Consider the following 22,799-nt stretch of genomic DNA (forward strand, 5'->3'; position numbering starts at 1 on the left):
TCAGGCCTCCTTCACGTTCGTGCGGCCGACGGCGGGCCGAGACGCCCTGCGTTCCGAGGCCAGGCGCTGGACGGCACCGAGGCCGAGGTTGCGGGGGTTGGACAGGAACGTCGACTTCGACGTGGACACCATCGCCACCACAGGGTGCGTCACGAGGTAGACCACCACGAGGTCGAGCACCGTCGACATGCCGAGGGTGAACGCGAAGCCCTGCACGTCGCCGACCGCGATCACGTACAGGATCGCCGCGGCGAGGAAGCTCACCGCGTCGGACGCCAGGATCGTGCGCCGGGCGCGAGCCCAGCCGCGCGGCACCGCGGACCGGAACGTCCGCCCTTCCCGGATCTCGTCCTTGAGCCGTTCGAAGTAGATGACGAACGAGTCCGCCGTGATGCCGATGGCGATGATCAGGCCGGCGATGCCGGCGAGGTCGAGCGTGTACCCGATCCACCGGCCGAGCAGCACCAGCACCGCGTAGACCAGCAGGCCGGACAGCGCCAGCGACAGGATCGTCAGGATGCCGAGCAGGCGGTAGTAGATCAGGCAGTAGATGAAGACCACGATCAGGCCGATCGCGCCGGCGAGCAGGCCCGCCTGCAGCGACGCGGAACCGAGCGTCGCCGACACCGTGGTGGCGTCGGACGAGTCGAACGAGAGCGGCAGCGAGCCGTACTTCAGGACGTCGGCGAGGTTCTTCGCGGTCGCCTGCGTGAACTGCCCGGTGATCTGCGTGTTGCCGCCGAGGATGGCGCCCTGGATGGTCGGCGCGGACACGACCTGGGTGTCGAGCACGAACGCGGCCTGCTGGCCGACGTTGGCCGCGGTGAAGTCACCCCAGGTCTTGCTGCCGGTGCCGTTGAACGTCAGGTCGACGATCCACTGGCCGCGCTGCTGGTCGTAGCCCGAGTTCGCGCCGGAGATCTCGGTGCCGGGCAGGAACTGCGGGCCGAGCACGTACTTCGTCGCGTCCTGGTCACCACAGGCGACCAGCGGCTTGTCCGAGAGGTCGTTGCCCTCGAGCGGGTCGGCGACGTTCGGCGCGCAGGTGAGCGAGGCCAGCGCGGCCTGCTGCGCGGCCTGCGCCTTGGCCTGGTCGTCCGAGGCCAGGTCCGGGTTCTGCCGGATCGCCTGCGCCTGCTGAATCGGCGTCTGCGCCTGGCCACCGGCCGCCGGCGTGTTCGAAGCCGGCGGAGCCGACGGCGTGGTGCTCGGCGGCTGCTGGGCCGAGGCACCGGCCGCGCCACCGCCGCCGTTCGGCGTGCTCGACGGCGCGCCCGTGGCGGACGGCGGGGCCGAGGGCGCACCGGAGGACGGCGGCGTGGAGGGAGTGCCCGAAGCCGGCGGGGCAGCCGGGTTGCCCGAGGCGGGCGGCGCGGCCGGGGCGTTCGGCTGCGAGGTGATGACCTTGCGGAAGCCGAGCTTCGCGGTCTGGCCGAGGGACTTCGCCTGGTCACCCTGCGCGCCCGGGACCGTGATGACGACGTTGTTGCCGTCGAGCACGACCTCCGTGCCGGCGACACCGATGCCGTTCACGCGCTGTTCGATGATCTGGCGCGCCTGGTTCAGCGAGTCTCGCGTGGGCTGGCCGCCGTCCGGCGTCCGCGCGGTGAGCGTGACCCGGGTGCCGCCCTGCAGGTCGATGCCGAGCTTCGGCGTGGCCTTGCCGCTGCCGGTGAAGAACACCAGGGCGTAGAGCACGACCACGATCAGGGCGAAGAAGGCGAGATAGCGTCCCGGGCGGAGATGCCCGGCCGATGGTGCCACGGTGCTTCGGTCTCCTCGGACTGGGTGGACCCCAACTGGTTCGGTGAGCGAGCCGGGACGGTGCTCCCGGCACGCTGCTGGGCATGACTATGGCGGCGGACACGCACGCAGCACCGAGACAGTACTCGGTGCTGCGTGAGCCCTGCGTTCGCCCGTACCGACTTTCGTCGGCTACGCGCGTGTCACTGCCCGGGGAAGAAGCAGGTCACTTCTTGCCGTGCTCCAGCGGGGGCGCGATCTGCGCACCGGACTTCTCGCCCTCGTCCTCGATGGACTCCTGGGCCGGCGCCTCGGCGGTGGTCGAAGCGACGCCGCCGACGGTGTCGTCGGAGTCCGTCTCCACCTCGGTCTCGTCGTTCTCGACGGCCGGCTGCACCTTCTCGCGGACCGCGATTCGCAGCCACGTGGTGACGACGCCCGGGGCGATCTCGATGTCGATGGTGTCGTCGCCGGAAGCGTCGGCGACGGTGCCGTAGAGACCCGAGGTGGTCATCACGCGGTCGCCGGGGGCGATGCTCTTCTGCAGGTCCTGCTGGGCTGCCTGCTGCTTCTTCTGCTTGCGGGTACCGAGGACGAGCGGCACGGCCACCACGACCAGCAGCAGCAACGGCAGCAGTAAGTTGTTCATGACTCTCCATTCGACGGACGTCACGTCGTCGGTGCTTACGTCCGGTTTTGACGGATGTGCTGTCTTCGAGTGTGCCAGGTGCTCGCGAAATCGCCAGCACCCACCGTCCGTTGCGCTCCCGCCGGCCGGTGTCCGACGTCCCCGTCAGCCCTGGTCGAACAACGAGGGACCGCCCTGGTCCGGCCGCCCTGCCTCAGGCGGCGGCACCAGGCCGAGGTGCTCCCACGCGGCCGCGGTCGCGACCCGGCCACGCGGAGTGCGGGCGAGCATACCCGCGCGGACCAGGTAGGGCTCGCACACCTCTTCCACCGTGGTCGCCTCCTCACCGACGGAGACGGCGAGCGTCGAGATGCCGACCGGTCCCCCGCCGAACGAGCGGGTCAGCGCGCTGAGCACGGCCCGGTCCAGCCGGTCGAGGCCCAGTTCGTCCACGTCGTAGACCTTCAGCGCCGCCCGGGCGACGTCAATGGTCACGTTGCCGTCGGCGCGGACCTCCGCGTAGTCGCGGACGCGGCGCAGCAGACGGTTCGCGATCCGGGGCGTGCCGCGCGAGCGGCGGGCGATCTCCGAACAGCCGTCACGGTCGATGGGGATGTCGAGGATCGTCGCGGCGCGGCGCACGACGAGCTCCAGCTCGGCGTCGGTGTAGAACTCCATCTGGCCGGTGAAGCCGAAGCGGTCGCGCAGCGGCCCGGTGAGCGAGCCCGACCGTGTGGTGGCCCCGACCAGCGTGAACGGCGCGATCTCGAGCGGGATGCTCGTGGCGCCCGGCCCCTTGCCGACCACGACGTCGACGCGGAAGTCCTCCATCGCGAGGTACAGCATCTCCTCGGCGGGCCGGGCGATGCGGTGGATCTCGTCGATGAAGAGCACGTCGCCGGGCGCGAGGTTCGACAGCATCGCGGCCAGGTCGCCCGCGCGTTCCAGCGCCGGACCGGACGTGATGCGGATGGCCGCGCCGAGCTCTGCGGCCACGATCATCGCCATGCTCGTCTTGCCGAGCCCCGGTGGACCGGACAGCAGCACGTGGTCGGGCGGCACCCCACGGCGGCGGGCGCTCTCGAGCACCAGCTCCAGCTGCTCGCGCACGCGGGGCTGGCCCACGAACTCGTCGAGCTTGCGCGGCCGCAGGGTCGTCTCGACCTCGCGTTCGCCGTTCTGCGAGAGAGCGGAGAGTGTCTCGTCGTCCGCTTCGAACTCCGTCACTTCGTGGTCCATCGGCTACCGCTTGCGCCCGAGGGTGGCCAGCGCCGAGCGCAGCACCGTGGCGGTGGTGTGCCCGTCGCCCTCGGCCAGCACGCGGTCCACCGCCTGCTCGGCCTGCTTGGCCGGGAAACCCAGTCCTGCCAACGCTTCCACGACCTCGGCGCGCAGCGCGCCGGGCGCGGACACGGCCGGCACCTCGCCGGTGCCGCCGAGCGCGGTGACCTTGTCGCGCAGTTCGAGGCTGAGCCGTTCGGCGCCCTTGCGGCCGATGCCGGGCACCTGCGTGAGGACGGTGATGTTGCCTTCGACGAGCGCGGCGCGCAGCTTGTCGGGCTCCAGCACGGCGAGCGTGGCGAGCGCGAGCCGCGGTCCGATGCCCGACACGGTCTGCAGCAGGCCGAACAGCTCGCGCGCGTCGTCGTCGGCGAACCCGAACAGGGTCAGCGAGTCCTCGCGCACGACCAGCGCGGTGTGCAGCCGCACCTGCTCGCCGCGGCGCAGCGTCGCGAGCGTCGCCGGGGTGGCCTGCACGGCGAAGCCCATGCCGCCGACCTCGACCACGACGTGGTCCAGGCCGACGGACAGCACTTCACCGCGTACGGAGGAGATCATCGGGGTGCTCCAGTGTCGTCCAGCTTGCTCGGGGTCCGGCGGGCCGCGCGCCGCACCGGGGTGCGGGTGGCGGCGCCCGCCTGTTTCGCGGCGGCCGCCAGCTTGGCCTTGTGCGCGCGGGCCAGCTCGGCCGCGCGCGCCTCGGCCTCGGCGAGGCGAACCCGCATCGGCTCGCGCCAGAGGTGGCAGATGGCGAGCGCCAACGCGTCGGCCGCGTCGGCGGGGTGCGGCTTCACCTCGAGGTTGAGCAGGCGCATCACCATACCGGTGACCTGCGCCTTGTCCGCGCGGCCCGACCCGGTGACCGCGGCCTTGACCTCGCTCGGGGTGTGGAACACGACCGGCAGCCCGCGCCGCGCCGCGGCCAGCGCGACGACGCCGCCCGCCTGCGCGGTGCCCATGGCCGTGCGGACGTTGTGCTGCGCGAACACGCGCTCGACGGCGATCGCCTCGGGCTTGTAGCGGTCCAGCCAGACCTCGACCTCGTCGGCGATGCCGAGGAGCCGGTGGGCGAGATCGTCCTCCGGCGGGGTGCGCACGACACCGACGGCCACCGCGCGGACGACCCGGCCCTTGCCACCGTCGACCACGCCGAGACCGCACCTGGTCAGACCGGGGTCGACCCCGAGCACCCGCACACCTTCTCCTTCGCCCGCACGAACATCCGTTCGACGTGCAGGCTACTGGGCCGGGGCCCGGCAGGATGGGCGCCATGCCGCAGCCACCGGAATTCATCCGCCACCTGGGTCTGTCGCCGCTGCCCGTCGAAGGCGGCCTCTTCGCGCAGAGCTGGCGTTCCGAAGAGGGGTCCGCGATCTACTACCTGCTGGTGGCGCCGCAGTTCTCGGCGCCACACCGGTTGGATCGCGTCGAAATCTTCGTGCACCACGCCGGGGCGCCGGGGCGGATGCTGCTCCTGCACCCGGACGGCATGGTGACGCGGCCGGTGCTGGGCACCGACGTCGCCGCGGGCGAACGGCCGCAGGTCGTGGTCCCCGCCGGGACGTGGCAGGCGACGGTACCGCTGGGCGAGTGGTCTCTGCTCGGCACCGTGGTGGTGCCGCCCTACACCGACGACTGCGTGGAGTTCGCCGACGTCGAGACGCTCGCCGCGCGGTTTCCCGCCGCCGCAGCGGATCTCAGGGACTTGCCGCGGTGATCAGCGGCCGGTGATGATCAGGGCCGGTGATCAGGGCCCGTCGACGCCCGGGGTCCAACTCTCGGGCACACCGCTTTCGGTGAGCACCGGCTGCCACTCGGAGAAGCCCTCGGGAGCCGTGTCCTGCCAGGGGAAGTGCCCGTCGGCCGTGGCGACGACGACCTGCAGCGCCGGGAAGTCGCCGTCGGGGTAGACGAGGAACGCCGACCCGAAGTACTCCGGGTAGTGGCCTTTGGCGACGCGTTCGAAAACGACGGCGCTGCCCTGGAAGAAGTCGTCGTAGCGTTTGCCGACCTCGAAGATCTCGCCGTTGGCCGCGCGGTCGACGTACGCGTCGAGCAGGATCGGGCCCAGATCGCCGGGCAGGCCGACGACCACGACTTCCGGCACGTTGTGCAGCGCCCACGCGCAGGCGGTGAAGCAGAAGCCGGCGCCTTGATCGTCCTGCGGGACCGCGATGACCGCGTTACCCCGTTCCTTCGCTTGGGATTCGATCCAGTCGATCAGGCGCTGCTCTTCGGCGGTGAGGGCTGAGGTCGTCACGGCGGTCATTGTGCCGCACCCGCGCGGCTGAGCCCAGTACCGACAGCCGCGAATTTCCGGGCACAGCAAGGAATCCGACTACGCTCCGCTGATCGCATGAGAAACGGCCCCGGCCGGACGCGGATTCTCCCGCGCTCGACCGGGGCCGTTCGCCGGCACGCTCTACTCTCGGTGTGCCGCCGAAATCCCTTGCCACGGCGGGAAACCCGCCGTGGGCCGACGTCAGTCGACCGAAGCCATGACCTCATCGGACACATCGAAGTTCGCGTACACGTTCTGCACGTCGTCGCAGTCCTCGAGCGCGTCGATCAGCTTGAAGACCTTCCTCGCGCCGTCGACGTCCAGCGGCACCGAGACCGTCGGGAGGAACGTGAGCTCCGCCGACTCGTACTCGAACCCGGCCTCCTGCAGCGCCTTGCGCACCGGCACCAGGTCGCCGCCCTCGGAGACGATCTCGAAGCTCTCGTCGAGGTCGTTGACCTCCTCGGCGCCCGCGTCGAGCACGGCCATGAGCACGTCGTCCTCGCTCGCCTCGCCCTTGGGCATGATCACGACGCCCTTGCGGTTGAACATGTAGGCGACGGAGCCCGGGTCGGCCAGCGAGCCGTTGTTGCGCGTGAGCGCGGTCCGGACCTCCATGGCGGCGCGGTTCTTGTTGTCGGTGAGGCACTCGATCAGCACCGCCACGCCGTTGGGCCCGTAGCCCTCGTACGTGATGTTCTGCCAGTCGGCGCCGCCGGCCTCTTCACCGCCGCCGCGCTTGCGCGCGCGCTCGATGTTGTCCTGCGGGACCGAGTTCTTCTTCGCCTTCTGGATGGCGTCGTAGAGCGTGGGGTTGCCGTCGGGGTCCCCACCGCCGGTGCCGGTCCGGGCGGCCACCTCGATGTTCTTGATCAGCCGGGCGAAGAGCTTGCCACGCTTCGCGTCGAGGTTGGCCTTCTTGTGCTTCGTCGTGGCCCACTTGGAGTGGCCGCTCATCTTTCCTCCATTTGTTCCGCGTACCCCCGACTCGCGTCGCGCGCACGCCGCAATCCCTGCTCAGGCTTCTCGCACGAGCTCGACGAACAACCGGTGCACCCGCTCGTCCCCGGTGATCTCCGGGTGGAACGCCGTGGCCAGCACCGACCCCTGCCGGACGGCGACGATCCTAGCCTCGGGCTCACCGACCGCGGGATCTTCGGGCACCGAGTCTCCCGGCACGAGCGCCGCCGGCACGGTGGCCAGCACCTCGACGCCCGCCCCCGCCTTCTCGACCCACGGGGCCCGGATGAAGACCGCGTGCACGGGCCCGCCTTCGACACCCGCGAAGTCGAGGTCCACCTCGAACGAGTCGACCTGCCTGCCGAACGCGTTGCGCCGGACGACCACGTCGAGCCCGCCGAGCTGCTGCTGGTCCGGGCGCCCGTCGAGCGCCTGGCGCGCCAGCAGGATCAACCCGGCGCACGAGCCGAAGGCGGGCATCCCGTCCGCGATCCGCGCTCGCAGCGGCTCGAGCAGCTCGAAGCTCTCCAGCAGCCGCGACATGGTGGTGGACTCCCCGCCGGGGAGCACCAGGCCGTCCACTTCGGACAGCTCCGCCTCGCGGCGCACGGGCACGGCGTGCGCACCCGCGCGCTCCAGCATCGCGACGTGCTCGCGCACGGCGCCCTGCAGGGCGAGCACACCGACTGTCGGCCGTGCTCCCGAAGCTGTCGCCACCCGACCTCCCGAAAGACGTTCTGCTCAGCTTAGGGGGACGCCTCGCGGGCCTTCCGGCCAGGTCAGCGGGCGGTCGGCCGGCTGTCACCCACCCGAGGGACCGGGCCGGCCACCGGACTCCGGCGCCGACAAGTGGCCTTCCCGAAACGTCGCCGAGTGGCCACCTCGAGGGGGATCTTGCCGGAGCTCACGACACCCACCGGCCGGACAGCACCGGGAATCCGCGAAGCGACCCCCATCCGTACCTCCAGGATACCCCGTCGGCACCGGCGCAGGTCAGCGTCGATCCGGCGGCACGTGACGCGGCCGACACCGCCCCGCGGCGACCGGATCCGCAGGTGGTGGCCACTCGGAAAGTGGACTGCCGAGATAGCCGGGCACTGGCCTGGTTCACCGGTCCACCACACCCCTACGCTCGAAGGTGCAGGAGTCCGTCCCGAGAAAGGCCCCCGAAGTGTCCGAGCAGCAGACCACCCCCGAACCCCAGTCCGTCACCGGCACCGCCAAGGTCAAGCGCGGCATGGCGGAGATGCTCAAGGGCGGCGTGATCATGGACGTGGTCACCGCCGAGCAGGCGAAGATCGCCGAGGACGCCGGCGCGGTCGCGGTCATGGCGCTCGAGCGCGTGCCCGCCGACATCCGCGCCCAGGGCGGCGTCGCGCGCATGAGCGACCCGGACCTGATCGACGGCATCATCGAGACCGTCTCGATCCCGGTCATGGCAAAGGCCCGCATCGGCCACTTCGTCGAGGCGCAGGTGCTGCAGTCGCTCGGCGTCGACTACATCGACGAGTCCGAGGTGCTCACGCCCGCCGACTACGCCAACCACATCGACAAGTGGGCCTTCACCGTCCCCTTCGTCTGCGGCGCGACCAACCTGGGCGAAGCGCTGCGCCGTATCACCGAGGGCGCGGCGATGATCCGGTCCAAGGGCGAGGCCGGCACCGGTGACGTCTCCAACGCCACGACCCACATGCGCCAGATCCGCGCCGAGATCCGCAAGCTGTCCTCGCTGCCCGAGGACGAGCTGTTCGTCGCGGCGAAGGAGCTGCAGGCACCGTACGAGCTGGTCAAGGAGGTCGCGCAGAACGGCAAGCTGCCGGTGGTGCTCTTCACCGCGGGCGGCATCGCGACCCCGGCCGACGCGGCGATGATGATGCAGCTCGGCGCCGAGGGCGTGTTCGTGGGCTCGGGCATCTTCAAGTCCGGCAACCCCGCGCAGCGCGCCGAGGCCATCGTCAAGGCGACGACGTTCTACGACGACCCCGACGTGCTGGCCAAGGTCTCGCGCGGCCTCGGCGAGGCGATGGTGGGCATCAACGTCGAGGAGCTGGCGGAGCCGCACCGGCTCGCCGAGCGCGGCTGGTAAGCCCCGGGTTTTTCACCACCGGTTTTTCACGAGTACTGCTTTCACGAGTACTCCGAGATCTCCACCCCGAACGTGCCGGGCTCCAGCGCCTCGAAGATGTGCGGCACGTCCCCGGGGTAGCAGATGTAGTCGCCGGGCAGCAGCTCGACCGGGTCGTCGCGCACGCCGACGCGGGCCCGTCCGGCGCAGATCACGATGTGCTCGACCACGCCGTTCATGTGCGGGTCCGACCTGCGCGGAGTGCCCGGCTCCGCGCGGATCACGTACATGTCCCGGCGCGCCGAGGGCGGGCACGCGGACAGCAGCGTGCACGCGTAGTCGGCGTGCTCGGCGAACACCGTCGGCCCCTTGCCCGCGCGGATCACGCGGACCTGGGGCCGTTCGGGTTCCACGAGCCGGGAGAATGGCACGTCGAGCGCCACGCCGAGGGCCCACAGCGTCTCCACGCTCGGGTTGCCCGAGCCGGATTCCAGCTGCGACAGCGTCGACTTCGCCAGGCCTGCGCGGCGCGCGACCTCGGTGAGCGACAGGCCCGCACGGGTGCGCTCGCGGCGCAGCGACGCGGCGATGATCTCCAGCGGCGCGCCGGTGGTCTCCTGCGACATGCGTGTTCGCTCCATCAGTCTTTCCGTTCGCCTTGACGAACACCCGGTCTTGTGTTCAGCATAAGGCACTATGCGTTCGATTTGGCGAACACTCGACCGGGAGCTGACCCGGGACATCGCGCTCGTCTGCGTGGCCGACGGCCTCGTGGGCGTCTCCTACGGCGCCATCGCGGTGAGCTCGGGCTTCCCGCTATGGGCTCCGATGCTGCTGTCGCTGCTGGTCTTCGCGGGCGCGTCGCAGTTCATGCTGGTGGGCATCATCGCCGGCGGCGGCAACCCGCTGGCCGCCGTGGTCGCGGGCCTGCTGGTGAACGCGCGGCACCTGCCGTTCGGCTTCGCGATCGGCGACGTCTTCGGCTCGAAGTGGGCCGCCCGCATCGCCGGCAGCCACCTGATGATCGACGAGTCCGTGGCCTTCGCCCTGGCCCAGCGCGATTCCGGGCGCCGCCGCGCGGCCTACTGGGCGTGCGGCGCGGGCCTGTTCGTCGCGTGGAACGCCGGCTGCGTCGCGGGCGCCTTCGCCGGCACCGCGATCAGCGACACCGCCGCCTTCGGCCTGGACGCTGCGTTCCCGGCCGTGCTGCTGGCCCTCGTGCTGCCGTCGTTGCGCGACCGCGCCACCCGGCTGCCCGTCGCCGTGGGCGTGGTGGTCGCCCTGGTGGCGACCCCGTTCCTGCCCGCGGGTCTCCCGGTGCTGCTGGCGCTGGCCGGCGTGCTCGTCGGCGTCGCGGCCAAGGAACCGAAGACGCTGGAAGGAGCCCACTGATGGACGGCGTCGAGCTCCTGATCGCCACCGCGGTCCTCGCGGCAGGCACGTTCGCCTTCCGCTTCGCGGGGCCGGTGCTGCGCACGCGCGTGCGCCTCTCCCCTCGCGCCCAGCGGCTCATGGCGCTGTCTGCCGTCGTCCTGCTGGCCGCGTTGGTCGCGACAAGCGCGCTGATGGACGGGCATGCGTTCGCCGGCGTCGCCCGGCCGGCCGGGGTGCTGGTCGGCGGTGTGCTGGCTTGGCGCAAAGCCCCGTTCGTTGCCGTGGTCGTGGCCGCCGCGGCGACGGCGGCGCTGCTGCGGCTGGCCGGAGTCCCCTGACGCTCAGTCGTCGGCCGCGGTCACCACGGCGTCGGCGGCGACCGTGCGCGAGTGGACGCCGTCGGGGGCCGTGGCGACCAAGCCGGCGGTGCGCAGGAGCTGGAGGTGCTTCGCGACAACACCCTGCTTCAGGCCCGTGCGGCGCGCCAGCTCGCCGACGTCCGCCGGCGTGGTCAGTGAGGTGAGGAGCGTGCTGCGGCTGCGGCCGAGCACCCCGCGCAGGGCCGCCGACGACGCGGTTCCGCCGGATTCCCACAGGCCGGCGACGCCGCGGGCCGGATAGCGCAGCACGGGTTGCCGGCCCGCGTGGGTCCGGGAGATCACGCGCGGCCAGACGAACACCGACGGCGCCAGCACGAGCCCGTGGCCGTGCGGCGCGCCCGTGCCGGGGACGTGGCGCTGCGCGACGATCAGCGCGCCCTCGGCCCAGTGGACAGCGGGCGCCAGGTCGCGGAACAGGTCCTCAGCCGCACCGGCGGCGAGCAGGCGCGAACGGTGCAGCACGTCGCCTTCCAGCAGGGCCCGCATGCGTGGCCACGCGGGCGCCAGCGCCACCGCCCAGTACCGCTCCATCAGCTCCGCGAGCCGGTCGAGCCCCGCCTCCGGGGCGCGGTGCAAGCGGGTCAGCGCGGCCGAGCGCGGCGGGTCCATCGCCTCCAGCTCGCGCCGCACCGCGCGCGGGGCGACGTCGCGCAGGTCCGCGAGCTCGTCGGCCAGCTGCGGCACGGGCGAAGCCGGCGTGGGCGTGAGGAACCGCGGCACCGAGCGGCCGGCGACGAGATCGGCGAGCGGCGTGACGTCGATGCCCGCGTCGGCCAGCGCGCCCGACGCCTTGCGCACCCACGGCAGGTGCAGCGCGTGCTCCCCCGGACGCGCCAGCACCCGGACGCTCGCCACGATTTCCCACAACGGGGAGAACGCGAGCCTCGTTCGCGCCAATTCGTCCACCGACCACGCCAGCTCCAGCACGTTCCTCCTCCTCGAAAACGGGAATCGGAGAAGTGTAAAACAATCCGTTGTGGACAGTCAGGCCGGGGTAACCCCTTGCGGGAAGGCGAACACGCGGTCCGGGTCGTACCGGCGGGCGAGGGCGCGCAGCCGGGGCAGGTTTCCGCCGTAATAGGCCTGACCCCAGTCGGGCATTTCCGGATCGAGGTAGTTGACGTAACCGGTTGTGCCGAATTCCGGCCCGAGCCCGTCGCGAATTCGCCCGATCGCGCGCCTTGCCGCGGTTTCGGTCGCGTGCTCCAGCCCGTGGGTGAACTGGAAGCTCGCGAGCGCCCGCCGGTGCGGGAAAGCCGAGTCGCCGCGCGCGATCGCGCCGCCGCCACCGTCCACGATCGTGTAAGAATCCGGGTCCTCGCTCAGCAGCTCGAGGACCGCGGCCGGATCCTTGGCCGGGCGCATCAGCATCCGCGAGGTCGCCACGTACGCCGCGGTCCCGATCTTGCCGGTGCCGCCGCCCCAGCCGGGGCCGCACGCCGAACCCGCGAGGTCCGTGCAGCCGGCGAAGTACCTCATCGCGCCGAGGAAATCGGTCTCCGGCTCCTCACGCTTCAGCGGCGCGGCGCCCACCCGGCGGACGAAGTCGTCGAGGATCGGCTTCAGCTGGCTGCGCGGACCTGCGAAGCAGCCGCCGAAGTTCGCCGCCGTGGCGCCGAGCCCGAGGTCGGACCAGAGCTCGTCGGGCATCCGCGGCTGCCAGTCCTGCCACTCGGCGAACAGCGTCGCGGCCGTCTCGGGCGGGAACTGCAGGCTGAACGACGTGAGGTCGGGCGCCTCGGCGGTCCGGAAGGTGAACGACGTGACGATGCCGAAGTTGCCGCCCCCGCCGCCGCGCAACGCCCAGAACAGGTCCGCGTGCTGATGCGCCGACACCGTGCGCGCCACGCCGTCCGCCGTCACGACCCGCGCCGACTCGAGCTGGTCGCACGTGAGCCCGAGCTTGCGGCCCAGCACGCCGACTCCCCCACCGAGCGTCAGCCCGGCGATGCCGACGGTCGGGCACGTGCCCGCCGCCAGCGCCCGCCCGGCCGAACCGAGCGCCTGGTACACCGGCCCCAGCCGCGCGCCCGCACCCACCACGGCCCGTCCGTGGCCGAGGACGCGGATCCCGTCGAGCCGCCCCACGTCCACCACCAGGCCGCCGTCCACAGTGGAGTACCCGACGTAGCTGTGCCCGCCCGAGCGCGCGGCCACCGGGATGCCGTGCTGCGCGGCGAAGTCCACGCACGCCTGCACCTCCGCCTCGCTCACACAGCCGGCGATCGCCGCCGGGTGGTGGTCGTACAACGTGAAATAGCCGTGGCGGGCGGCCTCGTACCCCGTGTCGCCGGGCACCAGCAACGCCCCCGAAAGCCGCCGCCGAAGGGCCGCCCACCGGTCCGGCGCCGTGTCCGGAGTGGTGGCCCCCAGGCCCGCCGCCACCGGTACCGCCGCCCCGGACACCCACAGGAACGTGCGCCTGCTGATCGTCATCCCGCTCCCCCCTGCCCGGCCCGAGGCCGGAACCCACCGGGGAGCAAACGCGTGGTCCCCCCCGGCCCTGCCTTGCCCTGCCCAGGGTAGCGGGTGTGTGATCGAGGACACATCGCGTACACCAGCCGTTCGCCGAGGAGTCGCTATGGCCGACAAACAGAGCAGGAGTACCGACACCGGGGCCGCCGTCGCTGTGGCCGACCCCGCCCGGGTGCGCAACGTCGTGCTGGTGGGGCCCTCGGGTTCCGGGAAGACCACGCTCACCGAGGCGTTGCTCGCGGCGTCGGGCACCGTCCCGCGCGCCGGCTCGGTCGTCGAGGGCACCACGGTGTGCGACCACGACCCGGCCGCGCAGCGCCAGCAGCGTTCCGTCGGGCTGTCGGTGGCGCCGGTGCTGCACCAGGGCCACAAGATCAACCTGATCGACACGCCGGGGTACGCCGATTTCGTGGGTGAGCTGCGTGCCGGGCTGCGCGCCGCCGACGCCGCGCTGTTCGTGGTGTGCGCGGCCGAAGGCGTCGACGCCGCGGCGGTCGCCGTGTGGGAGGAGTGCGCGTCGGTCGGGATGCCCCGGGCCGTGATCGTCTCCCGCCTCGACCACCACCGGGCCGACGCGCTCGCGGAGATCGCCGCCTGCCAGGCCGCGTTCGGCGCGGGCGTGCTGCCGCTCTACCTGCCGGCCCGCGACGGGCTGGTCGGCCTCATCACCCAGCGCTACTTCGACTACTCGGCCGGCTACCCGCCGCGGATCGGCGAGCCCGCCCCGGCCGACCTCGCCGGGCTCGAAGACGCCCGCAACGCGCTCATCGAGGGCATCATCGCCGAGAGCGAGGACGAGACCCTCATGGAGCGCTACCTCGGCGGCGAGGAGATCTCCGAGGACACGCTCATCGCCGATCTCGAGACGGCCGTGGCGCGCGGGTCGTTCCACCCCGTCATCCCCGTATGCGCCACCAGCGGCATCGGGCTCGCGGAGGTGCTCGACGGGATCGTGCGCGCGTTCCCGTCACCGCTGGAGCACGCCCTGCCGGGCGTCACGACCCCCGACGGCGGCCCCCACGGTGATCTGACGGCCGACCCCGCCGGACCGCTCGCGGCGGAGGTCGTGCGCACGGCCGTGGACTCCTACGTCGGCCGCGTGTCGCTCGTCCGGGTGTTCTCGGGGACGCTGCGGCCGGAGAACGCGGTGCACGTGTCCGGCCACGGCCTCGCCGAGCGCGGGCACGAGGACCACGACGCCGACGAACGCGTGGCGCACCTGTACTCGCCGCTCGGCTCCGCGCTGCGCGAAGTCCCCTACTGCGTGGCGGGCGATCTGTGCGCGCTGACCAAGGTCGGCTCGGCGGAAACGGGCGACACCGTCTCGTCGCCAGACGACCCGCTGGTGATGAAACCCTGGCGCATGCCCGAGCCGCTCCTGCCGGTCGCCATCATCGCGAAGACCCGCAGCGACGAGGACACGCTCTCGCGCAACCTGTCGCGCCTCGTGGCCGGCGACCCGACGCTGCGGCTCGACCGCAACGCCGAGACCGGTCAGCTCGTGCTCTGGTGCATGGGCGAGGCGCACGCCGACGTCGTCCTGTCCCGGCTGCGCGCCGGCGGCGCCGACGTGGACACCGAACCGGTGCGCATCAGCCTGCGCGCCACGTTCGGCAAACCCGCCCGCGGCCACGGCCGCCACGTGAAGCAGTCCGGCGGCCACGGCCAGTTCGCCGTGTGTGACATCGAAGTGGAACCGTTGCCGCGCGGCAGCGGTTTCGAGTTCGTGGACAAGGTCGTCGGCGGCTCGGTGCCGCACCACTTCATCCCGAGCGTGGAGAAGGGCGTCCGCGCGCAGCTCAAGCGCGGGCTCGTCGACCGGCACCCGGTCGTCGACGTGCGCGTGACGCTCGTCGACGGCAAAGCCCACAGCGTCGACTCGTCGGACGCGGCGTTCCAGACCGCCGGCGCGCTCGCCCTGCGGGAAGCCGCGGCCGCCAGCCGGATCACGTTGCTGGAACCCCTGGACACCGTCGCCGTCACGCTCCCGGACGAGCACCTGGGCACCGTTCTCGGCGACCTGTCGTCCCGCCGCGGGCGGGTCCTCGGCACCGAGTCGGGCGAGGGCGGCCGGACGGTCATCAACGCCGAGGTGCCCGCCGCGGAACTCCTGCGGTACGCGATCGACCTGCGTTCGCTGACGTCGGGCACGGCCACGTTCACCCGCGTCCACGCCCGGTTCGAACCACTGCCGGAAGGGGCGGTGCCTCTGTGAGCGCAGTGCCGGTCTGACCGCGGAGACTCAGAACTCGAAGCCGCCCGGCTTGTCGTTGCGGTCGGCGATGAGGCCGGCCAGCACGGCGATGGCGATCTCGGCCGGCTTTCGCGAGCCGATGTTCAGCCCCACCGGGCGGTGCACCCGCGCGATGTCCGGCGCCGGCACGCCCAGAGCCGTCAGCGCCGACACGTGCGGCCCTTCGTGACGCGGGTTGCCCAGAACGCCGACCCAGCGGGTGTCCTCCGCGAGCGCGTCGCGCAACACCGGGCCCAGCTCGGGGCGGTGGTGGTCGGTCACCACGACGTCCGCGGACTTGTCGAGCGCCGGCATCGCGGTGCGGATGTCGCACGCCGTCCGCACGTCGGTGGCGCGCGCGGCGTCCGGCTCGAACAGCACGGTGTGGTAGCCCAGGTCGGCGGCGTAGCTCAGCAGGTACCGGGCCACCGGCGACGCGAACACGACGACCAGGGTCCGCGCGTCGGGGTTCGCTTCGGGAGCGCCGTGGGCGACGGCGCAGGCATCCGGTTCGACGGTCATGCGCCTCAGTCTGCCACCGTCACCCGGAATTCCCGTCACACCTCGGGTTCGGCGAACTCGAAGTACTCCGGCAGCGGCGCCGTCCCGGCGAGCTTGAAGTACCGCACTTTCCGCCGGCGCCGCAGCGCGAGGGTGTCGCGCACGGCGTCGTTGTGCACGCGGCGGGCGATGACCACCCGGTGCTCGGCGTCGGTGAGCTCCTCGGCCAGCACCAGTGGCAGCGTTGCCCGGTCGATGGCGCCGAGGCGCAGGGTCAGCTCGTTTTCGTCGGCCTCGCGTTCGGCGCGGGACGCGCGTTCGGCCCGCTCGGCCGCGGCGTGCAGACCGGGGCCGGTGCCGTCCAGCAAGGCCGCGACCGCCCGGGCGACCACCGCGCGCCGCGCCAGCGCCGCGTCGAGCGCGGCCCAGCCGGCGTCCGTGCGCACGTGGAGGCGGTCGAGGCGGTTGGCCGTCGCGACGAGGAAAAGCCCGCCCAGCACCACGATCGCGGCCAGCACGGGGATCAGCCACGCGAGCCAGGTCACCGCGCGAACTCCCGCTCTGCCGCAACGACCAGCCTCGGGTCGGCGGCGATCGCGGTCTCGTACACGCGCAGCACCTGGGTGACGACGACCGACCAGTCGTACGCCGTCACGCGCTCCCCCGCCGCCGCGGCCAGCGACGCGCGCCGGGCCGGGTCGCCGAGCAGCTCGCGCAGGCCGTCGGCGAGCGCGCCGGCGTCGCCGGTCGCCGCGAGCTGCCCGGCCTTGCCGTCGTCGAGCACGCGGCGGAACGAGTCGAGCCCGCTGGCCAGCACGGGCGTGCCCGAGGCCATGGCCTCGGTGAGGATCATGCCGAAGCTCTCGCCGCCGGTGTTCGGCGCGCAGTACACGTCGACGCTGCGCAGCGCGCGCGCCTTCGTGGCGTCGTCGACCTGGCCGAGCAGCTCGACGTGCGGCCACAGCTCGGGGCCGGCCATGCGCCGGAGCTGGTCCGGGTCGCCGCGGCCGACCACGAGCAGCCGCAGGTCCTCGAACTCCGGCTGCAGCCGGCGCAACGCCTCCAGCAGCACGTCCATGCCCTTGCGCGGCTCGGTGAACCGGCCCACGAACCCGACCGTGCCGCCCGCGCGCGGGTAGCCGTCGAGCGGCGTGGCGCGCGCGAAGAACTCGGCGTCGACGCCGTTGGGGATCTCGACCGCGTCGCCCCCGGCGTGCTCGACCTGCACCCGGCGGGCGAGCGCCGACACCGCGATGCGCGCGGTGATCTTCTCCAGTAGCGGCCGCAGGACGGGCTGGAACGCCGCCAGTGTGCGCGAGCGCGTGGTCGCCGTGTGGAAGGTGGCGACGATCGGCCCGTCGGCCACCTTCAGGGCGAGCAGCGACAGGCTGGGCGCGGCCGGTTCGTGCAGGTGCAGCACGTCGAACCCGTTGTCCCGGATCCAGCGCCGCACCCGCGAGTAGGAAACCGGCCCGAACTGCAGCCGCGCGACCGAGCCGTTGTACGGGATGCCGAGCGCCTTGCCCGCGGGGTGCACGAAGTCCGGCAGCACGGCGTCCTCGTCGGCGGGCGCCAGCACGGACACCTGGTGGCCCCGCGCGATGAGCGCCCGCGCGAGGTCGATCACGTGCCCCTGCACCCCGCCCGGCACGTCGAACGAGTAGGGGCACACGATCCCGATCTTCAGCCCGCCCGCCACCGCGTCAGCCCACTTCTTCGAGGCTGCCGCGCTCGGCGGCCTCGAGGTCGGCGAGCCAGATCTTCTGCAGCATGTGCCAGTCGGCCGGGTGCGCCGCGATGTCGCCGGCGAACGCGTCGGCCAGCGCCTGCGTGGCCGCGGGCACCTCGGCGCGGGCGGTCACGCGGATGCGCGGGTGCACGCGGACCTGCCAGCCGTCCTCGCTGAACCACGAACCGGCGGGCAACAGAGCGGCCCCGGTGGTGGCCGCGAGCCGCGCCGGGCCCGCGGGCATGTGCGTGCGCTCGCCGAAGAACCGCACCGGGACACCGCTCGTGGTGAGATCGCGGTCGCCGACCAGGCACACGACCTTGTTCTCCCGCAGGCGTTTCAGCAGCAAGCGCATCGCCGCGCTGTCGCCGGTGAGCGGCACGATCTCGAACCCGAGCGACTCGCGGTAGGCCACAAACCGGTTGAACAGCGACTCGGGCTTGAGCCGTTCGACGACCGTGGTGAACCCGCCGAGCCGGTCGGCCAGCCACACCCCGATCGCGTCCCAGTTTCCGCTGTGCGGCAGCGCGATCACCGCGCCGTTGCCCTCGGCGAGGGCGGCGTCGATGTTCTCGACACCCGTGATCGCGGCGCCGACCTTGGAGATCACCTCGGCGCGGTCCATCGACGGCAGCCGGAACGTCTCGTACCAGTACCGCGCGTACGACCGCATGGCCCGGCGGACGAGCTCGTCGAGCTCCGTCTCGTCGGCCTGCGGCACGACCCGCGCGAGGTTGGCGCGCAGCTGGCGCACGCCCCCGCCGCCGCGGCGGGTGGCGAGGTCGGCGCCGAGGGCGAACACCGTCGTCCCCATCGGCTCGGGCATCCGGCGGGCGAGCTGCCAGCCCGCCGTGTAGCCGAACTCGCCGAGCCGCTGGGACAGCGCGCTCACGGCTGCGCCCCGCCTGTCTGCACGTCGCCGGTCGGGGCCTGCTCGGCCTGAGTGGTGGCGGGTTGCTCGGCCGACCTGGCTTGCTGGGCCTGCTCGGCTTGCCGGGTTTGCTCGGCTTTCGTGGCTTCCGCGGCTTGCTTTGCCTGCTCGGCCACGGCTCGCGCGGCCTTCGCGACGGCGGCACCGCGCTGCAGCAGCGTGATTACCGACAGCACGGCGAGCAGCCAGAGCGTGATCTCCACCGTGTACGGCACACCGAGGCCGTGCAGGCCGGTGCCGACGAGCGCGATGATCAGCCGCTCGGCTCGCTCGACGAGGCCGCCGTCGGCTTCGAGGCCCGATGCGTCGGCGCGGGCCTTCACGTAGGAGATGACCTGGGCGAGCACCAGGCAGATCAGGGCGGCCGCGGCCGCGCGGTTGTTGTGGTCGACCACGAAGCACCACCACGCGATGGCGGCGAACAGCGCGCCGTCCACCAAGCGGTCGCACGTCGCGTCGAGGACGGCTCCGAACGGGGTGCCGTAACCGCGGGCCCTGGCCATCGCGCCGTCGAGGAGGTCCAGCATGGCGAACCCCCACACGGTGAAGGTTCCCCACAGCAGGAGCCCCTGCGGGAAGAAGACCAGCGCGCACGCCACGGCACCCGCGGTGCCGATCACGGTCATCGCGTTCGGAGTCAGTCCGGCACGGACCAGCGTCCGACCGATCGGATCGGTGACGCGGGAGACTGAGGCACGGGCGAAAATGTTGAGCATCTCGTCGTCTGGTGCACCTGGCTCGAGGGTGGGTGGGCCAGGAAAGCCTATCGACCCGCCGGCACGGGGCCGACGTCCCGCCCCGCGACCCGCCGGGCGATCAGCCTGATTTCGGCAGTTCGACGACCGGGGCCACGAATTCGCCCGCCTCCTCGGCCGCGATCGCGGCCGCGCATTGGGGCCGCAGACCGCCGAGGATCGCCGAGCTGATCTCGCCCAGCTGCTGCGCCTGCTCCGGCGTCAGCCGGTCGAAGAGGCTCTCGCGCACGGCCTCGACGTGGCCGGGGGCCGCCGTCTCGAGCGCCGCGAACCCGGCGTCGGTGAGCACCGCCCACGCGCCGCGCTTGTCGGTGGGGCACGACTCGCGCCGCACCCAGCCCTTGCCCTCCAGCCGCGCCACGGCGTGGGACAGGCGGCTGCGCGAGGAGCCGCGCGCTTCGGCGAGCTCACTCATCCGCAGCCGGCGCCCGTCGGCCTCCGACAGCGCCACCAGGACCTCGTAGTAGGTGTGCGGCATGCCCGAGTCGTGTTGCAGCTGGCCTTCGAGGTGCGCTTGCAACAGCGCGGCTGCCTGGGAGAAGTCACGCCAGACGCGTTGCTCGTCTTCGGAAAGCCAGCGAGGTTCGGACATACCCCCATGTTACCCCTGATTGAGTGCTCAATTACCGCGCCGGTACACTCCCGCGTCCCGTGGTCTTCACCACGCGTCGGCCAGGAGTTTCCTCGTCTCGCCGAGCAGCTGCGGCAGCACCTTGGTGTGCCCGATCACCGGCATGAAGTTGGCGTCGCCGCCCCAGCGCGGCACCAGGTGCTGGTGCAGGTGCGCCGCGATGCCCGCGCCGGCGATCACGCCCTGGTTCATCCCGAGGTTGAACCCGTGCGCCGCCGACACCGCCCGCACCACGCGCATGGCGTGCTGGGTGAACTCGGCCAGCTCGCGCGTCTCGGCCCCGGTCAGGTCGGTGTAGTCGGCCACGTGGCGGTAGGGCACCACCATGAGGTGACCGGGGTTGTACGGGTACAGGTTCAGCACCGCGTACACCGTCTCGCCGCGCGCCAGGATCAGCGCCGTCTCGTCGTCGAGGCCCGGGATGCGGCAGAACGGGCAGCCGTCGGACTCGTCGTCGTCCGGCTTCTCCTGCCCCTTGATGTAAGCCATCCGGTGCGGGGTCCACAGCCGCTGCAGCGCGTCCGGGACCCCCACTCCGTCCTGCTCGACGATCTCGGGACCGTCCGCGTCGCTCACCGCAGGATCTTCTCCACGGCCTCCGCGCTCGGCGAGGCGTTCTCGCGGCCGGCCACCCACTCGGCGATGGCGTCGACGGCGGTGTCCACGGACACGCCGTTGATCTGGCCGCCGTCGCGGAAGCGGAACGACACCGCGCCCGCCTCGGCGTCCTTCGCGCCCGCCAGGAGCAGGAAGGGCACCTTCTGCGTGGTGTGGGTGCGGATCTTCTTCTGCATGCGGTCGTCGCTCGCGTCGACCTCGGCCCGGATCCCCTTGGCGCGCAACGCCTTCTGCACGCCGTCGAGGAACTCGACCTGGTCGGCGGTGATCGGGATGCCCACGACCTGCACCGGCGAGAGCCACGCGGGGAACGCGCCGGCGTAGTGCTCGGTCAGCACGCCGAAGAACCGCTCGATCGAGCCGAACAGCGCGCGGTGGATCATCACCGGGCGCTGGCGCGAACCGTCGGACGCGGTGTACTCGAGGTTGAAGCGCTTGTTCTGGTTGAAGTCCAGCTGGATCGTGGACATCTGCCAGGTGCGGCCGATGGCGTCCCTCGCCTGCACGGAGATCTTCGGGCCGTAGAACGCGGCGCCGCCCGGGTCGGGCACGAGCTCGAGACCGGAGTCGATCGCGGCCTGCCGCAGCGTCTCCGTGGCCTCCTCCCATTCCCAGTCCTCGCCGATGAACTTCTCGGAGTCACCGCGGGTGGACAGCTCGAGGTAGAAGTCCGACAGCCCGTAGTCGGCCAGCAGGTCGAGCACGAACTTCAGCAGCGAGCGCAGCTCGCCCGGCATCTGCTCCTTGGTGCAGTAGATGTGCGAGTCGTCCATCGTGAGGCCGCGCACGCGGGTGAGGCCGTGGACCACGCCCGACTTCTCGTACCGGTACACGGTGCCGAACTCGAACAGCCGCAGCGGCAGCTCCCGGTACGACCGCCCGCGTGAGCGGTAGATCAGGTTGTGCATCGGGCAGTTCATGGCCTTGAGGTAGTAGTCCTCGTCGTCGAACTTGACCGGAGGGAACATCGTGTCGGCGTAGTAGGGCAGGTGGCCGGAGGTGTGGAACAGCTCGCCCTTGGAGATGTGCGGCGTGTTCACGAACTCGTAGCCGGCCTCCTCGTGGCGGCGGCGCGAATAATTCTCCAGCTCGCGGCGGATGATGCCGCCCTTCGGGTGGAACACCGGCAGCCCGGAGCCGATCTCCTCCGGGAAGGAGAACAGGTCGAGCTCGGCGCCGAGGCGGCGGTGGTCGCGGCGCTCGGCCTCGGCGATGCGCTCGAGGTAGGCGTCCTGCGCCTCGCCCGATTCCCACGCCGTGCCGTAGATCCGCTGCAGCTGCGGGTTCTTCTCGCTGCCGCGCCAGTAGGCGGCGGCCACACGGGTGAGCTTGAACGCGGGGATGAACTTCGTGGTGGGCACGTGCGGGCCGCGGCAGAGGTCGCTCCACACGCGCTCCTTGGTGCGCGGGTCGAGGTTGTCGTAGATGGTCAGCTCGCCGCCACCGACCTCCATCACCTCGTCGGTGTCCACTTCGGACTTGAGGTCGACCAGCTCGAGCTTGAACGGCTCGTTCGCCAGCTCCTTCTTCGCCTCGTCCACGGAGTCGAACACGCGGCGGGAGAACTGCTGGGCACCCTTCACGATCTGCTTCATGCGCTTCTCGAGCGCCTGCAGGTCTTCCGGGGTGAACGGCTTGTCGACGGCGAAGTCGTAGTAGAAGCCGTCCTTGACCGGCGGCCCGATGCCGAGCTTCGCGTCGGGGAACTCCTGCTGCACGGCCTGCGCCAGCACATGGGCGGCCGAGTGGCGGATCACGCTGCGGCCGTCTTCTGTGTTCGCCGCGACGGGCTCCACCGCGGCGTCTGCCTCCGGCGCCCAGGCGAGGTCGCGCAGCTTTCCCTCGGCATCGCGCACGACGACGATCGTGTCCGGGCCCTTGGTCGGCAGCCCGGCCTCGCGGACCGCGGCTCCCGCCGTAGTGCCCGCCGGGACCACCACGCGCTCGGCGGGGACGGCGGCGGCTGACGGCGGATGCGACACGATCGGCTCCTTCTGGGGCAAGTGACAAGAATGACTCCGGTTGATGCTAGTCGGCGGCCCGCGGGCGCCTCACGCGTGTCGGCGCTAACCGGGGCGGCTCTCCCGGGCTCGTCTCCCCGCACCACGGAAGCGGGGGGCCGCCCGGGGGGGGGGGGGGCGCGGGGAGGGGGCCGGCGGGGGGGCGGGTGGGGCCCGGGCCCCCCCCCCCGCCCCCGCCGCGGGGGCGGAAAAA

Annotated in this window: 23 protein-coding genes and 1 pseudogene; 5 read left to right on the forward strand and 19 right to left on the reverse strand. The window is 72.1% G+C overall.

All coding sequences use genetic code 11. From position 1 onward, the window contains the following. The 5 genes from secD to ruvC form a co-directional block, all read right to left on the reverse strand. Window positions 1-1,764 carry a protein translocase subunit SecD gene (gene secD / locus AB0H62_RS20630; RefSeq protein ID WP_360587518.1) on the reverse strand — a complete coding sequence of 588 codons (1,764 nt, stop codon included), beginning with the start codon at window positions 1,762-1,764 and terminating at the stop codon, window positions 1-3. Window positions 1,765-1,969: 205 nt separating this feature from the next. Then, entirely contained in the window at window positions 1,970-2,392 is a 423-nt protein-coding gene (yajC, locus tag AB0H62_RS20635; RefSeq protein WP_220241351.1) for a preprotein translocase subunit YajC, read from the reverse strand. 144 nt (window positions 2,393-2,536) lie between these two features. Beyond that, on the reverse strand, window positions 2,537-3,610 hold the full coding sequence (ruvB, locus tag AB0H62_RS20640; protein ID WP_220241352.1) for a Holliday junction branch migration DNA helicase RuvB: 1,074 nt from the start codon (window positions 3,608-3,610) through the stop codon (window positions 2,537-2,539). A gap of 3 nt (window positions 3,611-3,613) precedes the next feature. After that, window positions 3,614-4,210, reverse strand: a complete 597-nt coding sequence (gene ruvA / locus AB0H62_RS20645) for a Holliday junction branch migration protein RuvA (protein ID WP_220241353.1) — start codon at window positions 4,208-4,210, stop codon at window positions 3,614-3,616. Further along, a complete protein-coding gene (ruvC, locus tag AB0H62_RS20650) occupies window positions 4,207-4,848 on the reverse strand; it encodes a crossover junction endodeoxyribonuclease RuvC (protein ID WP_255638075.1) in 642 nt (213 codons plus the stop codon). Before ruvC ends, ruvA begins: the two co-directional genes overlap by 4 nt. Window positions 4,849-4,922: 74 nt before the next feature. On the opposite strand from ruvC, the gene AB0H62_RS20655 reads away from it, so the two are divergent. Further along, the gene (locus AB0H62_RS20655; RefSeq protein WP_220241354.1) at window positions 4,923-5,369 is read left to right on the forward strand and encodes a cupin domain-containing protein; all 447 of its coding nucleotides are present in this window, start codon (window positions 4,923-4,925) and stop codon (window positions 5,367-5,369) included. Between the two features lie 30 nt (window positions 5,370-5,399). Here AB0H62_RS20655 and AB0H62_RS20660 read toward each other — a convergent pair whose 3' ends face one another. The 3 genes from AB0H62_RS20660 to pdxT form a co-directional block, all read right to left on the reverse strand. After that, window positions 5,400-5,921 carry a DUF4262 domain-containing protein gene (locus AB0H62_RS20660; RefSeq protein WP_360587522.1) on the reverse strand — a complete coding sequence of 174 codons (522 nt, stop codon included), beginning with the start codon at window positions 5,919-5,921 and terminating at the stop codon, window positions 5,400-5,402. A 213-nt stretch (window positions 5,922-6,134) separates the two neighbouring features. Next, on the reverse strand, window positions 6,135-6,890 hold the full coding sequence (locus tag AB0H62_RS20665; protein WP_354875664.1) for a YebC/PmpR family DNA-binding transcriptional regulator: 756 nt from the start codon (window positions 6,888-6,890) through the stop codon (window positions 6,135-6,137). Window positions 6,891-6,950: 60 nt separating this feature from the next. Beyond that, complete coding sequence (gene pdxT / locus AB0H62_RS20670; RefSeq protein WP_220241357.1) at window positions 6,951-7,610, reverse strand: pyridoxal 5'-phosphate synthase glutaminase subunit PdxT; 660 nt, start codon at window positions 7,608-7,610, stop codon at window positions 6,951-6,953. Between the two features lie 454 nt (window positions 7,611-8,064). Between pdxT and pdxS the strand changes: the two genes are divergently transcribed. Continuing rightward, complete coding sequence (pdxS, locus tag AB0H62_RS20675) at window positions 8,065-8,979, forward strand: pyridoxal 5'-phosphate synthase lyase subunit PdxS (RefSeq protein ID WP_220241358.1); 915 nt, start codon at window positions 8,065-8,067, stop codon at window positions 8,977-8,979. 41 nt (window positions 8,980-9,020) lie between these two features. Here the strand turns inward: pdxS and AB0H62_RS20680 are convergent, their stop codons facing one another. After that, a complete protein-coding gene (locus tag AB0H62_RS20680) occupies window positions 9,021-9,584 on the reverse strand; it encodes an XRE family transcriptional regulator (RefSeq protein ID WP_354875667.1) in 564 nt (187 codons plus the stop codon). Between the two features lie 70 nt (window positions 9,585-9,654). Between AB0H62_RS20680 and AB0H62_RS20685 the strand changes: the two genes are divergently transcribed. Together AB0H62_RS20685 and AB0H62_RS20690 are read left to right on the forward strand one after the other, a co-directional pair. Then, window positions 9,655-10,350, forward strand: a complete 696-nt coding sequence (locus tag AB0H62_RS20685; RefSeq protein ID WP_220241359.1) for an AzlC family ABC transporter permease — start codon at window positions 9,655-9,657, stop codon at window positions 10,348-10,350. Beyond that, window positions 10,350-10,670: an AzlD domain-containing protein gene (locus AB0H62_RS20690; protein ID WP_220241360.1), complete on the forward strand. Its 321-nt coding sequence runs from the start codon at window positions 10,350-10,352 to the stop codon at window positions 10,668-10,670. The genes AB0H62_RS20685 and AB0H62_RS20690 overlap by 1 nt, the downstream gene beginning before the upstream one ends. 3 nt (window positions 10,671-10,673) lie before the next feature. Here the strand turns inward: AB0H62_RS20690 and AB0H62_RS20695 are convergent, their stop codons facing one another. Further along, on the reverse strand, window positions 10,674-11,639 hold the full coding sequence (locus AB0H62_RS20695) for a DUF5937 family protein (RefSeq protein ID WP_220241361.1): 966 nt from the start codon (window positions 11,637-11,639) through the stop codon (window positions 10,674-10,676). 57 nt (window positions 11,640-11,696) lie between these two features. Then, window positions 11,697-13,148 (reverse strand): FAD-binding oxidoreductase, encoded by a 1,452-nt coding sequence (locus AB0H62_RS20700; protein WP_220241362.1) that lies wholly within the window; start codon window positions 13,146-13,148, stop codon window positions 11,697-11,699. Between the two features lie 145 nt (window positions 13,149-13,293). Here AB0H62_RS20700 and AB0H62_RS20705 point away from each other — a divergent pair, with 145 nt between their 5' ends. Then, window positions 13,294-15,402 (forward strand): elongation factor G-like protein EF-G2, encoded by a 2,109-nt coding sequence (locus AB0H62_RS20705; RefSeq protein WP_360587526.1) that lies wholly within the window; start codon window positions 13,294-13,296, stop codon window positions 15,400-15,402. 27 nt (window positions 15,403-15,429) lie between these two features. Here the strand turns inward: AB0H62_RS20705 and AB0H62_RS20710 are convergent, their stop codons facing one another. From AB0H62_RS20710 to thrS, 8 genes and pseudogenes are all read right to left on the reverse strand, one after another. After that, a complete protein-coding gene (locus tag AB0H62_RS20710) occupies window positions 15,430-15,942 on the reverse strand; it encodes an XdhC family protein (RefSeq protein ID WP_360587528.1) in 513 nt (170 codons plus the stop codon). A 35-nt stretch (window positions 15,943-15,977) separates the two neighbouring features. Further along, a complete protein-coding gene (locus tag AB0H62_RS20715) occupies window positions 15,978-16,466 on the reverse strand; it encodes an NUDIX hydrolase (protein ID WP_220241365.1) in 489 nt (162 codons plus the stop codon). Then, window positions 16,463-17,608: a glycosyltransferase family 4 protein gene (locus AB0H62_RS20720; RefSeq protein ID WP_220247782.1), complete on the reverse strand. Its 1,146-nt coding sequence runs from the start codon at window positions 17,606-17,608 to the stop codon at window positions 16,463-16,465. Before AB0H62_RS20720 ends, AB0H62_RS20715 begins: the two co-directional genes overlap by 4 nt. Before the next feature lie 16 nt (window positions 17,609-17,624). Next, window positions 17,625-18,542, reverse strand: a complete 918-nt coding sequence (locus AB0H62_RS20725) for a phosphatidylinositol mannoside acyltransferase (RefSeq protein ID WP_220241366.1) — start codon at window positions 18,540-18,542, stop codon at window positions 17,625-17,627. A 155-nt stretch (window positions 18,543-18,697) separates the two neighbouring features. Then, a pseudogene (gene pgsA / locus AB0H62_RS20730) lies at window positions 18,698-19,297 on the reverse strand (phosphatidylinositol phosphate synthase); the annotation flags it as partial. 100 nt (window positions 19,298-19,397) lie between these two features. Then, complete coding sequence (locus AB0H62_RS20735; RefSeq protein ID WP_220241367.1) at window positions 19,398-19,928, reverse strand: MarR family transcriptional regulator; 531 nt, start codon at window positions 19,926-19,928, stop codon at window positions 19,398-19,400. Window positions 19,929-19,994: 66 nt separating this feature from the next. Continuing rightward, window positions 19,995-20,543, reverse strand: a complete 549-nt coding sequence (locus AB0H62_RS20740; RefSeq protein WP_220241368.1) for an HIT domain-containing protein — start codon at window positions 20,541-20,543, stop codon at window positions 19,995-19,997. Then, complete coding sequence (thrS, locus tag AB0H62_RS20745) at window positions 20,540-22,567, reverse strand: threonine--tRNA ligase (RefSeq protein WP_220241369.1); 2,028 nt, start codon at window positions 22,565-22,567, stop codon at window positions 20,540-20,542. Before thrS ends, AB0H62_RS20740 begins: the two co-directional genes overlap by 4 nt. Between the last annotated feature and the right edge of the window lie 232 nt (window positions 22,568-22,799).

Source organism: Amycolatopsis sp. NPDC050768 (assembly GCF_040654155.1).
Lineage (GTDB): Bacteria > Actinomycetota > Actinomycetes > Mycobacteriales > Pseudonocardiaceae > Amycolatopsis.